This is a genomic window from Prevotella sp. S7-1-8 (assembly GCF_000758925.1).
In the GTDB taxonomy this organism is placed as follows: domain Bacteria; phylum Bacteroidota; class Bacteroidia; order Bacteroidales; family Bacteroidaceae; genus Prevotella.
On sequence record NZ_JRNC01000011.1, the window covers coordinates 14184 to 26909 of the forward strand.

Annotated in this window: 10 protein-coding genes; 4 read left to right on the forward strand and 6 right to left on the reverse strand. The window is 50.3% G+C overall.

Features of this window, described 5'->3' with window-relative positions; genetic code table 11:
• Positions 1-14: 14 nt before the first annotated feature.
• Entirely contained in the window at positions 15-1676 is a 1662-nt protein-coding gene (locus HMPREF1640_RS01835; protein WP_036891904.1) for a putative transporter, read from the forward strand.
• A gap of 9 nt (positions 1677-1685) precedes the next feature.
• On the opposite strand, the gene HMPREF1640_RS01840 is transcribed toward HMPREF1640_RS01835, so the two are convergent.
• Together HMPREF1640_RS01840 and HMPREF1640_RS01845 are read right to left on the reverse strand one after the other, a co-directional pair.
• The gene (locus HMPREF1640_RS01840) at positions 1686-3326 is read right to left on the reverse strand and encodes an RluA family pseudouridine synthase (protein ID WP_231565816.1); all 1641 of its coding nucleotides are present in this window, start codon (positions 3324-3326) and stop codon (positions 1686-1688) included.
• A 70-nt stretch (positions 3327-3396) separates the two neighbouring features.
• Positions 3397-4320: an FAD-dependent thymidylate synthase gene (locus HMPREF1640_RS01845; protein WP_036891905.1), complete on the reverse strand. Its 924-nt coding sequence runs from the start codon at positions 4318-4320 to the stop codon at positions 3397-3399.
• 96 nt (positions 4321-4416) lie between these two features.
• On the opposite strand from HMPREF1640_RS01845, the gene HMPREF1640_RS01850 reads away from it, so the two are divergent.
• Together HMPREF1640_RS01850 and mutY are read left to right on the forward strand one after the other, a co-directional pair.
• Positions 4417-4848, forward strand: a complete 432-nt coding sequence (locus tag HMPREF1640_RS01850; RefSeq protein ID WP_036891907.1) for a Fur family transcriptional regulator — start codon at positions 4417-4419, stop codon at positions 4846-4848.
• On the forward strand, positions 4849-5934 hold the full coding sequence (gene mutY, locus HMPREF1640_RS01855) for an A/G-specific adenine glycosylase (RefSeq protein WP_036891909.1): 1086 nt from the start codon (positions 4849-4851) through the stop codon (positions 5932-5934). It abuts the gene before it with no gap.
• A gap of 141 nt (positions 5935-6075) precedes the next feature.
• On the opposite strand, the gene HMPREF1640_RS01860 is transcribed toward mutY, so the two are convergent.
• From HMPREF1640_RS01860 to HMPREF1640_RS01870, 3 genes are all read right to left on the reverse strand, one after another.
• On the reverse strand, positions 6076-6675 hold the full coding sequence (locus HMPREF1640_RS01860) for a porin family protein (protein WP_036891911.1): 600 nt from the start codon (positions 6673-6675) through the stop codon (positions 6076-6078).
• A 75-nt stretch (positions 6676-6750) separates the two neighbouring features.
• On the reverse strand, positions 6751-10212 hold the full coding sequence (locus tag HMPREF1640_RS01865; RefSeq protein ID WP_036891913.1) for an ATP-binding protein: 3462 nt from the start codon (positions 10210-10212) through the stop codon (positions 6751-6753).
• Positions 10199-10819 carry a methylated-DNA--[protein]-cysteine S-methyltransferase gene (locus tag HMPREF1640_RS01870; protein ID WP_036891995.1) on the reverse strand — a complete coding sequence of 207 codons (621 nt, stop codon included), beginning with the start codon at positions 10817-10819 and terminating at the stop codon, positions 10199-10201. The genes HMPREF1640_RS01865 and HMPREF1640_RS01870 overlap by 14 nt, the downstream gene beginning before the upstream one ends.
• Positions 10820-11026: 207 nt before the next feature.
• Here HMPREF1640_RS01870 and HMPREF1640_RS01875 point away from each other — a divergent pair, with 207 nt between their 5' ends.
• Entirely contained in the window at positions 11027-11494 is a 468-nt protein-coding gene (locus HMPREF1640_RS01875) for a nucleoside deaminase (protein WP_036891914.1), read from the forward strand.
• Positions 11495-11503: 9 nt separating this feature from the next.
• Here the strand turns inward: HMPREF1640_RS01875 and HMPREF1640_RS01880 are convergent, their stop codons facing one another.
• Positions 11504-12520 carry a YqiA/YcfP family alpha/beta fold hydrolase gene (locus tag HMPREF1640_RS01880; RefSeq protein WP_036891916.1) on the reverse strand — a complete coding sequence of 339 codons (1017 nt, stop codon included), beginning with the start codon at positions 12518-12520 and terminating at the stop codon, positions 11504-11506.
• Between the last annotated feature and the right edge of the window lie 206 nt (positions 12521-12726).

The window sequence follows — 12726 nt, forward strand, 5'->3', positions numbered from 1 at the left end:
CGCACCCTTGCGTTATGGATTGGGTTACATCTCTTTTTAGCATTCACTCGTCTGTACAGACGGTCATCGTAATATCACTGATTATCGCTTTGGGCCTGGCCTTGGGCCGAATTAAGGTGATGGGCATATCGCTTGGTATAGCCTTTGTGTTTTTTATAGGTATTTTAGCGGGGCACATCGGATTGACGGTGAACCTTGACACACTTGATTTTGTCGAGACGTTTGGGCTCGCCATATTTGTGTATTGCCTGGGATTGCAGGTCGGGCCAAACTTTATAGGCTCGCTTCGGCATGAGGGCATGGAGCTTAATATGTGGAGCATGCTGGTCATTTTCGTGGGCACGGCGTTTGCCATGCTGCTCGTTCCGATCACCCATGTGAGCGTGCCCAATATGATAGGATTGCTCTGTGGCGCCACCACCAACACCCCGGCGCTGGGCGCCGCGACGCAAGCCTTGGAGCATGTGAACGTCTCAAGTGGCAGCGCCGCGTTGGCCACGGCCGTCACTTATCCTCTCGGTGTAGTGGGAGTGATATTTGCGATGGTGTTCATACGAAAGTTTTTCGTCAAGCCCCAAGACCTTGTGGTATGCTCGCAAGACGAGGACAACCATACCCATATAGCACAACTCACCGTTATTAATCCAGCTGTCGAGGGTATGACAATACTCCAAATCGTGCAAATGTCGCGCTTGCGATTTATCATCTCGCGCATATGGCGTAACGGAGAGGTGCTCGTTCCTTTGGCAGACACGGTGATCAAGAAGGACGACTCGTTGCTCGTGGTCATGGAAAGGGACGATGAGAACGCGATCGTTTTGCTTTTTGGGCAGAAGGAAAAGAAAGACTGGAATGAGGAAAAGATAGACTGGAACGCTATCGATTCCAAAGTCGAGAGCAGGGTTTGCGTGGTTACGCGTCGTGGCCTCAATGGCAAACGGTTGGGCGAATTGCATATGCGGCAGGTGTGTGGCGTTAATGTCAGCAGGGTGATGCGCGGCGATATTAAATTGCTTGCCGCCAACAGCCTGCGCCTGCAATATGGCGATCGTGTCGCCGTGGTGGGCAAACATGATGACGTGAATAACGCGGAGCATTTCTTCGGAAACTCTGTCAAGACGCTCGAGGAACCTAACATTGGTAGTATATTCATAGGCATCATTCTCGGTTTGGCCATCGGGACCATCCCTATCGCTGTGCCGGGCATGAGCATGCCCATACGTTTGGGTATAGCTGGAGGTCCGATTATCATGGGCATCGTTGTCGGCGCGCTGGGCCCTCGCATGCACTTCATATCCTACACCACGCGCTCGGCGAGCTTGATGCTGCGCAAACTCGGGTTGTCATTATACCTTGCTTGTCTTGGGCTTGACGCCGGCAAGGATTTTCTCGCGACGGTGGTCAGGCCGGAAGGAATGCTTTGGGTAGGGCTTGGTTTCCTCATCACGGTGGTGCCAATAATTGTTGTGGGCCTCATCATCCTAAAGGCCAGGAAGCTCGATTTTGGCAGCGTTTGTGGCATTTTGTGTGGCAGTATGGCCAATCCTATGGCGCTAAGCTATGCCAATGACAGCATCGAGGGCGACACACCGAGTATCTCTTACGCTACGGTATACCCTTTGGGCATGTTTGTCCGTGTAGTCGTGGCGCAAATTTTAGTCACTTTTTTTGTTTGATTTTCTGGCTCAGAATGGAGCCGGAAGGGAAAATTCCATCCGTCTTCCAGTGCTTGGATGCTTGAAAACAAGACGCTCGGCATGTAGGTACAGGCGATTTGCGTGTTGTCCATAAAGATCATCTCCCTTGATAGGATTGTTCAATCCATCAAGATGGGCGCAGTGCACGCGAAGCTGATGGGTCCGGCCGGTTAGGGGATATAGGGCCACGCGACAGCTGTCTATGCGTTCGAAATGGGTTGTGGCGGCCTTGCCGTGTTGCCAATCTACTATTTGCCTGGGACGATCCATAAGGTCGGGACGCAGCGGAAGGCTTATTTTTCCCGTGGCTTGGGTCAAGGGTTTGCTCAGTATGGCTACATATCGCTTGCCAATTTGTCGTTTGGCGAATTGCGCTTGAAGGTTCAGGTACGCTCGCGTGCTTTTGGCAACCACCATCAACCCGCTCGTGGCCATGTCCAATCTATGAGCGATGAGAGGCCCGGTGGCGTCAGGGTAGCGTTGCCTTATCAAGCTGTAGACATTCTCTCGTTGGCTTTTTCCCGGTACGGCGAGCATGCCGGCCGGCTTGTTTATCACGCAAATGTCTTCATCATCGTATATTGTTTCCAAGCTGTGGCGCCTTTCCTCTTCCAATGCGTTGGGTGCCACATCGATGCCTTGGAGCATCCAGTGTAGCAAGGGTTTGCACTTGCCATGACATGCCGGATAGCATGCCAAGTGATGACGAACCTCGCCACGCGGGCTCTTTCCCCACCAAAACATAGCCATGCTAATGGGGATCAGACCGTGCTTAAAAGCGTGTTGCAAAAGTTTGGGCTCGCAACACTCGCCGGTTCCGGCAGGTGGTGGGGTGTTCTTAGAATTTGACGCGCTGTCAATGGCGCCCGAAAGCTGGCATTCTTGGAATATCTCTGTCAAGTCTCGCTTTTCTCCCTTTCCGTTCCGCATCACGAATTGGCGAAACAACCATGTCTGCAAAGCGTCGCTCTTTTGCCTGCGCAAGGTCTTCAACGAGGCTATTTTTTTAGCTTTTTGACTTTCGCGGGCCTCAAACTTTTCACGCTTTTGTCGCATCTTCAGCTTCCAGCGATGTAGCTCGGCGTTCTCAAATTGACGACGACGAATGTACGCTTCCTCATCCTCGTCTGCCTTTCGCCCCTTGAAATATGCGGGCCGGTGGGCGTTTTCTAACGTTTCTTCCCACTTAAGGGGGCGTGGCATCGCGTCTATGTCATGGCTTAAGCTTACGATTTCGGCCTCCTCGCGCTTGAAAAATCCATCCGGTTCAAGGTAGTCAAACACTGCCGGCACAAATTCGTCCCAATCGCTTCGCCCACATATTTGTCCGCTATATCCCGCAAGATAATACAGGTTTTTGTCGCCGCGAGCGTCGCTTGTTGTTGCTGTGGCGGCGGATTTCTTGACGACAAGCACGCCGAACATCTTGCCTTGGGCTATCTCTCGCTTAAAATCAGGATTGACATGATGAGCCGCGAAGCGTTGGTTTTCGGCACCTGAGAGATAGGCGGCCAACTCGTCTATCGCTTTTTGGCTTAATGGATCGGGCTGGTAATAAAAAGGGTTGTTCAAGCGTTTGGGCAACTCGCCATCATAGTGCAGACGATGTAACAATGAATTGTTTTTCAATGTAATGTGGTAACGATTGGAAAGCATGACATAAAAAGCCCATAAAAGGTGTTTTTATTTCCGTGGAGATTTATTCCTCGGCAATCAATCCAAGTTGAATAAACTCATCCATCAGTGGCTGGGCTAACACTTTCGCGTCAGGATGCGGCACGCCTGTGACACCTAAGGAGCGTAGCTCGAAGAAGTGTTTCCAGTCTGACACGAATGCCGTGTGCACCAATTCGGTGTTGGTGTCAAGAGGCAATACGGCCCTTGCTTCTTGCGGTTTGCAGCCCGCGGCGGTCAGGTTCATATATGCTTTTTCAGCGGCAAGGTTGGCGAAAGTCCAATTTTCAAGTTTGGTCGCGGTGCCACTGTAAACTTTCTCGAAGAGCGAAGGCAATTGTTCCGTCGAACAATTCGGTGTGGAATGATCTTGTTCTTGGATGAGTTCGGCTATCCACACCGGTATGTTGACAGTGATCTCGTTGCCAAATTTGTCTTTGGCGTAGTTGCAATAGCGAGTGCTTTGTTCTGCCATCGAATTGGCTCTGTGACGGTTAAACTCTCTCGTTGTGCCAATTTGAGTGGTAAAATGTACCGTCACGCGACGCTCGTGGTAAGTTCGCGGCTCACACAAGAACTCAAGGTCGTCCATCCAGTCATTTTCCGAGAGCACACGTAGATTGGTTGTCACGTAATATTTGCCATCTTTGGCCACCACCCTTGAAAATGCGTTTTTTTCGTAGCGAAGCCAAGGTTTGGGGCTCGTTGACCGCCGGGCATGCGGCATTTCATTGTCAAATTCTTGAAAAAACAGATATACTGTGCCATGCTCTAACATGGCCGTATGTTTGTTTTTGATCATTTTTTCCACAAATGGGCGAGCTGATTTCTCATTGGCGTGGCTTTCACTCTTGTAGCAAACACGCCCCGCGCGCTCTATTTGGCGATATATACCGTTGGCTCCACTGTCTTGAAGCCATATCTCAAAAGATGGATTTTCTATTTTCATAGAATGGATTATTCAGAGGTTTGTAATGCAAAGATAGCTATTTTAACGTGACGAGATGGTCTAAAACGTTTTTTTATTCGTATTTTTGCATTTGTTATGAACGAATCTGCATGCGTTGAACTGTTACAGAAACATGCCATCAAGCCCACCAGCAACCGCATCGTGGTGCTCAAGGCACTGGCCCACGAGGAACGCCCCATGTCTGTTTCCGAATTGGAAAATACCATTTTGACGATTGATAAAAGTGGTGTTTTTCGTACGCTCATGCTTTTCAAGGAGCGCCATTTGGTACATTCGTTAGAGGATGGGAATGGTGGCGTGAGGTATGAGTTGTGCTTAAGCCACGACGAAGACGAGGATGACGATGTGCATGTACATTTTTTTTGCGAGCGCTGCGGACAAGTGTATTGCCTGCACGACATTCCTATTCCTGCCGTCGAATTGCCCGATGGCTTCTCTGTCGCGACCATCAACTACATGGTCAAGGGCGTATGCCCATCCTGTGCATGTGAGGAGGATAACTTGTAGATGGCTCCTTCCCAACTTGCCCAAGTGTTGCTCGAATGGTATTCACGGCACGGTCGCGACCTTCCGTGGCGTCAAACGCGCGACCCATACGCCATTTGGCTGAGTGAAATCATTCTTCAACAGACGCGTATCAGCCAAGGTACGGCTTATTGGGAACGTTTCATGAGCGAGTATCCCACGGTCGAGGCGTTAGCGTCTGCGTCTGAAGACGAGGTATTGAAGTTGTGGCAAGGTTTGGGTTATTACAGTAGAGCGCGCAATTTGCACCATGCTGCCAAGCAGTTAGTACGCTTGGGCTATTTTCCTGAATCGTTAGACGAGATAAGAAAACTCAAGGGAGTGGGCGAATATACGGCCGCGGCCATTGCCGCTTTTGCGTTTGACAATCCTGTGGCAGCCGTCGATGGCAATTTCTATCGTGTGTTGGCGCGTGTGTTTGGCATAGATACGCCTATCAACTCCACGGCAGGAAAGAAACTGTTTAAGGCGTTGGCAGAACAGGTTGTCACTCATCCCGAGGTCAACGCGGCTATCATGGACTTTGGTGCCATGCAATGCACGCCACAAAATCCGGACTGCGTTGCATGCCCAATTGTAGACCAGTGCGACGCCGTTCGGCAGGGACGGGTGGACGAGTTGCCCGTGAAGCTCAAGACGGTAAAGGTGAAAATGCGCCGCATGACCTATGTTTACATACGTTGCAATGGGCAAACAGCCATTCGTCAGCGTGGCAAAGGCGATATATGGCAAGGATTGTGGGAACCCTATTTGTGTGCTGACGTTATGGCTGCCAATGGGGATGACGACAAAAAACGTAAATGCTTGTCTAAAGAAAAGGTGTTTTCCATATCTTCAATGGGTTTTAATTCCGCTTGGAAACCCATTGCCCTGTCTGTCAAGCATGTGCTGACACATCGTATTATTCTGTCCGATTTTTATCTTTGGGAGCCAGAACGACGCCCCGTTTTGCCGTCGGAATACGTTTGGATAGATGAGCAAAGTCTTGACAACTATGCCATTTCACGCTTGTTCCAACTATTATTAGAACGTCTGTCAAGCCGTGATAGATCCATCGACGCATCATGACCGTGTCCTGATTTCCTTTTTCATGCGTAAATTATTGATGCCAAACGATACCATATAAATAAGAAAGCCTGAGACTGACATGCAGTCTCAGGCTTTCCGCTATATGTTTAACAACGGTTTGTTGTCTTTGTCTCGCGGGGCTTAGAGCTCAAATTTATAACCCAATGTGAACTGGAATACGCTGTTTTTAGTGTCTGAGTTTTCAAACACTTTGGTTACGCCGAAGTTATAACGAGCGTCAAGAACCAAGTTTCTGTACTCATAAGAGAGACCTACCGGAATTGAGAAGTCTACGCTTTTGGCTTTCATGTCAAAAGATTCAGAGGCTTTGCCCAGTATGGTATTTGCCTTGAAGTCGTTCTTGCTGTTCACTTTGAAACCCGGTTGCACACCTAATTTAACGGCCAAACCATTTACCACATATACATTGCACATGACAGGCACGTTCACATAATCCACCTTGTGAGTGTTGGTTATGCTAATTTTCCCTTGTGATACAGAGGTTTTGTAGCCTTGCATAGAGTAAAGGGCGCCAGCCGATAGTGACACAATGTCTGTGAGCTGATACTCAAGTTCCGCGCCAGCGGCCACGCCAAAACGTGGGTCGGCTTTGTCATAATTAGTCAATGTGGCCACATTCAAACCCACTTTAGGCTGAATGGTAACGGTTCCCACTTCATGTTGAGCATAGCCTGCGACAGATGCGAGCATGACTACAGCTGATAAAATAATTTTTTTCATAATGTAATGTTTTAAAAATACCCTAATGGTTTTCTCCTGCAAATGTAAGTGTTTTTTTTCGATGGCTGTTTGTTCTTAAATGTATTGTTCCGTAATTGTAGGCATATACTCCCTTATATAACATTCTTTTTGTTTTGAATAGTCTATTATTCGCTTAAAAAGCGCGTTCTCGCCAAGGACGCTTGGATTGCCAACGAGCGCCAGTTGTTTGCGCGCTCGCGTCATCGCCACGTTTAGTTTCCGGTCTATGGTATGTCCGTTTTCTTCAAAAACATTAGCTGTGAGAAAGTCCAGCTGGTAACGTCGCTGTATCGTGAAAGAGTAGATTATGACATCTCGCTGTGAGCCTTGGTAGCGTTCCACCGTGTCAATGCTTATTTTTTCCAAATCGGCAATGCCCATTTTTTCTATCTCCCTGCGTATCATCGCTATCTGGTTGCGGTAAGGAACGATCACGCCCACCGTCTTGTCAGGGTCAAAACCGGTATCCGCGAATCGGTGTATGCGTCTTAGCAGGTCGGCCACGACGCGCGCCTCGATAGTGTTCACTTTGTCGGAGATGTCGGGTCGCCTGCAAAAACCGGATGCGATGAACAACATCCGATGCTGCTTCAGCATGTCGTCCACGCTGTCTTCGGATGGCAATTTGTAATCGATCGTTGTGGCCAATTGATGCCTTAAAGGCACAGGCCGCGGCTGTTCGTCAAAGTAAAACTCCTTGGTTGGAAACTCAGCTATGTCCGGATGCATGCGTCCTTGCAACTGTAGCACACCCATGAATGCCGTCCGCCCGCTCTTCTTCTCAATATTTATGAGCCTTTCGAACAGGCTGTTCTTGCAGTTTGTCAGGCATATCTCATGCAGCTCCGGCTCACTAACGGTAGCTTGTGCGTCGTTTTGCCGCGCCACGGCCGGCAGCTGTTTGTAGTCGCCGACGAGCACAAATTTGTCAATGTCGCAAATGTCGCTTGCCGTTTTGCCGGTCGTCCCGACGTGCCCGGCTAACAATCCGATGATGTTTGGTTCCAAAATCTGCGAGCTTTCGTCTACCAACGCCATCGTAAAATGTTTCAAGCCGAAAATGAACGGCCTGGCCTGAAGCGTCGCTGTCGTGCCCACCACCACGCGCGCGCTTGCCAACGTGGCCTTCATCTCGTTTAGTAGAGGTTTCTCGCCCACGGCATTGGGAATGAGGTGAGCCTCGAATTGCGGCGCGCAGCTCAACTCGCTGCCAACGCGAAGAAAGTCGATGCCTGCGTCCACAAGCATGTCGCAAATCTCGTCCACGGCGCGGTTTGTATATGCGAGTAGCAACACCGCGCTCGATTTGTTGGCCAGTTCCTCCTCGACCATGAATCTCAACGCCCTGCTTGTCTTGCCCGTGCCGGGTGGGCCCACCAACAAAAAATAGTCTTGCGCCTGCTTCACTTTGAGCAATAGGGGGTCGAGCGTAGGGTCGTAGCTGCGCGACAGCGACAGCGAGGTGTCGCGTCGGGGTTCGCGCTGCCCCAACAGCAAAGCCTTGCGGTGGTCGGCCGAGGTTACAAACTCGTATAGCGCGCGTATGGCCGAGCTGCCGCCAACGTCGCTGTTGCCATGCTCTATGCACCATGCGAAGCGTTGCTCAGGCCGGGCATCCTCTTCGTTGGAGAGTGTCAGGTCGGAATAAGGCAGGTGGTCGAAGATGTGTTTGTTCTGCTGTCCGTCGCTCAGTTTTACTGTTATCTTGTTGGCATGTATGTCGGCCAGTCCACCTTTGAAAACCAATGCCTTCCGGATGTCTGGCTCTTCGTTTTTTGGATAGGCGTAGAGCCATACCATGTCACCGCGTCTAAAATTGGGCAGAAAGCCCTCGTCTTGTTCGGGCAAGGCCAAAGTGACAAGGTCGTAGCTGTCGTTGCCTTTAGGTTGCCCGCTCTTCACCTTGTTTGTAATGGTAAGGTTGGTATAAATATTTCCAGTTTCTTTTTTCTCCGCGAGTGGCATGTTCCACAAGTTGGCCACGCTGTTGCCCGAGCTTTCACATACGCCCACTTTGGACAACAGGCTTTCGAGAATTACAAATTGCGTCATCCTGCAAAAATAAGCGCGTTCCAATGGTCGCATTTGTTGCAGTGGCAACAGTGTTTTTTCAAGTTGTGGCCGTAGGTATCTGTCATAGAAAAAGTCTTGTCTGCCTGCTGTGTTCAGGTTTTCTACGCTAAGCGTTGGCAATATGTGCCGCAAGCCGTTATGAGCGATGTCAAACTCCAGCGCCACGGCCTCGTTGCGAAAGCGTATGGCCTCGTAGAACAGTTCCATGAGGTTTTTCACTTTTATCAACCCGTTCGGCAACTCAAATTTAGAGTAAAGCAGTTGTATGTCGCGTTTCGAGTTGGGAGATATGGTATAGAGAATGCTGTTGTAGAGTAGTAGCTGTACATAATGTTTCTCAATATGTTGACCTCCGTATTGGTTTTTGGTGCCACGTTCCAAAAAGATGTTTCGCCCCGACTTCTGCTCCACCAACAGTTTCAGGTCGGTGGTCATGAGGTCCACTCGTCCTTGCAATCCAAACTTTTCACAGATAAGCGAAGGCTCAAGGATGGCTTTCTTGAGGTTGTGTCCATTTTCTATTTCTGCCACTATCTGTTTTAGGTTACGCATTTGCGTCATGGCGTCCTGTTTGAATTTTGTGGCGTTAAAATCTTGGCAGGTACTGTATTCCACGGCGTTTTTCGTAAAATTTTTCACCAGAGTGCTGGCGAAGTCAGCTTCTCGGTTGCTGATAATGTCGTCAAGCGCGTTGCTGGCAAAATTGCCCAACAAGATGGGTTGGCTGACAGGGCGTGGTTTCAATCGGTTTATCAGATAGAGCAATGGGTGGTGTCCATAATCCTCAAAGCATGCCGCGATGCTGCTGATGTCTATCAGGCAGTCGGGTTCCACCACGATTAGTTGTGGCGTGATGGCGTCTCCATCCACGTGGCATCCTATCAAGTTGAGCTGCATGTGCTTTCGCAGTATGCCACGCATGTATTGCATGTTGGCGTATTGTGTCTCTTTGGTGTAAAAAACTTTTTTCCAATCCCTCGCGTCGTCCTCGTCCACCCTTACCGTGATGGTCGTGTCATCCCATGCCATCACCGTGCAACGCTTGTCGGGGGAGTTGGCTCGGTTCCTGCCGCGTGTGTCGTTCATGTTTCGCGGCAATTTTGACGTTAGCCCCTTGGGTATGTCAACGTTGAGCACCTGCGCGATAAACGTGGCCAAGGCGCGTGCGTCATGTAGCAGCTCTTCTGGCAACAAGGCGTCGCTTCTGTTGCTGTCTCGCCGCATTTTATGTATGGCGTTGGCCACCGTTTGAGAGATATGGTGTCGCTCTATCAGTTGTTCCACCTGTGCGTTGAGGTCTCCAAACCCATACTTGCAATTTTTCAGGCCGTAGGTACAAGTCTGTACCAACGTCTCGTGCATAATCTTGTTTTGTATGGCCGGCTCAAGGTCTTGTGTGGTGAGCAGTTGCGACACGCGGTCAAAAAGTTCAGAACAATCCATCCAAATCTCCTTTAAACATGTCTTGCGAGAGTTCTTCCACCAACGGCACGTTGCTGCAGTGTATGTCTATCAGCTGGGTTAGGTCTGTCGCCATGCCGTTTTTTGGCTGGGCGGCAACGGTCTCGGCTTCCCATTTCAACAGTTTTCGTTTCAAATCCCGTCCCCATCGGTAGTCGCCGGTGTCTCCATCGCCACGCACCACCCTGTGGCACGGAATGAGCAGCGACACCGGATTTTGTGCCACGGCCGTTGCCGCCGCGCGCGCGGCCTTTTCGTTACCGGCTGCCCTGGCCATGTCTTGATAGGTGGCGGTCTGCCCAAATGGAATGGCGCGCACGGCTTTCCACACCGCTATCTGGAAGTCGGTGCTTCGCAGGTCGACGGTAAGTTTGCGCCGTTTGCCCCCGAACACCACGCTGGCTACCATCTCAGCCATTTCGTTATCAAGCGTAATAGGAGTGTAGACGCCCCACCGTTGTCCCAAATCGTGAATGGTCTCCAACTTGTTATATTCCAAAAATCGCAAGTCGCAAACGCCCTTCTTTGTTGCGGCCACGATAATTTCGCCAAATGGCGTGTCGCTGAAACCGTATGTTATAGTGCCCATGATGTTGCAAATGTAAGTATAATTTCCTGATATATCGCGCCAATGGCCAGAAAAAGTGAGCGCGAGCGCGCGCTGTGGTAGCGACAAAAAAAAGGAAAAAAGTTTTTTCGATGTTAAAAGATTGGTAAAGGCACGGCATGCCTTGATAAAATGTTTACCTTTGTGTCACTATTTGTTTATTTTCACGAAACTAAAAAAATATATACAATGAATAACGAGTCTTTGATGCGTAGGGCCATTGCCTTGAGCGAAGAGAGCGTGAGGACCGGCGGCGGTCCGTTTGGAGCCGTCATCGCCAAGGACGGCGTGGTGATAGCCGAGGCTTCCAACAGTGTCACCATGGACAACGACCCTACGGCCCATGCCGAGGTCAACGCCATACGCGCGGCTTGCTCGCGGCTTAGGAGTTTCGACCTCTCGGGTTGCGAGATATATTGCTCGTGCGAGCCATGCCCTATGTGTCTCGGCGCCATATACTGGGCTCGCCTTGGCCATATCTATTTTGCCAACGACCGCAAGGCTGCCGGCGCCATCGGCTTTAGCGACGACCTTATCTATAACGACATACCGTTAGACCTCGACAAGCGTTCCATTCCCATTGACGTCTTGCTGCCCACAGAGGGGGCCAAAGCCTTTGACATGTGGCGCGACAAGACCGACAAGACCGAGTATTAGCCTTGTGCCTCATTGGCCGCCAAGTCGTTCGAAAAAGGTTATCACCTCTTCCCATGTCTTGAACTTGTCGCTGCCAAAGGCGATGGTGGTGCCCATGAAGTTGGCGCAAGGGTTGGCGTCTATGTAATAGTCGCCGTAGAGTTGTTGTTTTTGGTTGCAATATATCACTCTGTCGTGGGCGGGGGTGGACAGGTGTCGCTCTACCCATGCGCCCATGTCGGCTAAATCCTCGCGATCGTTGGTGGGCGCCGGCGCCACGATGTACACTGCGTAACGCTCTATGAGCATGTCGAAAGCTTTGTTCAGGCTCGATTTGGGTTTGCCGTAAGCGTCACGCAGCGCGCTGCTGTCTATGAGCGCGACGGGTCGCTCGCGCTTTTCTTGCCGGTCGTCAATCCATCTTATCACCGGCACCACTCCGTTCATGAACGACCTGTCGTCCATGCGGTGCTCGCCATGAAAGTGGGCCGCTTGCGGGTAATGGTCGCGATACAGGTCGAACGTGTGCACGATTGGGTCCTCGTCGCCGAACAGTCCCCACACGCGAGCCTGCTCCTCGGCTTTGCCCTTGGCTGGCATGCTCTCCAATTCCACGAAGCATCGCTCGGTCATTTCTTTGTATTCTTTCTCCAGAGCCTTGGTCACGAGAAATGTTCGCTCGCCATCTTGCCGTGGGTTTTGCCATGTCTGTTTGCCTGTCATGCCATGTTCTTTCATGGTTTGACCCATCTCAAAGGCCGGGTTTACCAATATACGGTCATACCCGTAGAGCATCTCCGTGTACATGCCGCCCATCGACGTGCCGATGATGAGGTCGGGTTTTTCTTGCGCCACTTTCTCTTTCAGGAATGTCATGGCCTCGGTGGGGTGCAACGGAATGTCGAAAGCCACCACTCGAGCGTTGGGAAAAGTTTGCTGAATGCGGCCCACGGTGCCCGACGCGGCCGACGAGCCGAAGCCGTGGTTGTACATGATGGTCTTGCCGTCCATCAAGTCTGGATATTGTTTGATATATGGATTGTCCATGAATAACTGTGTTTTGTTGTTATTGCAAAGATACGCATTTATACGCAAAACGGCTTTTTATAACTGCGATAATATTGGGTTCTTTTCGCGGGCGTTAACCTTGACTATTTGCGCTTGGTGTTTGAAAACATTTGACAAGAGGCCTTGCGTGCTTCGTTTTCTTGAAAAATAAAATCCATTGGCTGAAAATACGGCCTTATTTCAAG

Coding starts and splice junctions, on each gene's coding strand:
- HMPREF1640_RS01835 (WP_036891904.1), top strand. CDS start 15: ATGGATTGGGTTACATCTCTTTTTAGCATTCACTCGTCTGTACAGACG.
- HMPREF1640_RS01845 (WP_036891905.1), bottom strand. CDS start 4,320: ATGAAAATAGAAAATCCATCTTTTGAGATATGGCTTCAAGACAGTGGA.
- HMPREF1640_RS01850 (WP_036891907.1), top strand. CDS start 4,417: ATGAACGAATCTGCATGCGTTGAACTGTTACAGAAACATGCCATCAAG.
- mutY (WP_036891909.1), top strand. CDS start 4,849: ATGGCTCCTTCCCAACTTGCCCAAGTGTTGCTCGAATGGTATTCACGG.
- HMPREF1640_RS01860 (WP_036891911.1), bottom strand. CDS start 6,675: ATGAAAAAAATTATTTTATCAGCTGTAGTCATGCTCGCATCTGTCGCA.
- HMPREF1640_RS01865 (WP_036891913.1), bottom strand. CDS start 10,212: ATGGATTGTTCTGAACTTTTTGACCGCGTGTCGCAACTGCTCACCACA.
- HMPREF1640_RS01870 (WP_036891995.1), bottom strand. CDS start 10,819: ATGGGCACTATAACATACGGTTTCAGCGACACGCCATTTGGCGAAATT.
- HMPREF1640_RS01875 (WP_036891914.1), top strand. CDS start 11,027: ATGAATAACGAGTCTTTGATGCGTAGGGCCATTGCCTTGAGCGAAGAG.
- HMPREF1640_RS01880 (WP_036891916.1), bottom strand. CDS start 12,520: ATGGACAATCCATATATCAAACAATATCCAGACTTGATGGACGGCAAG.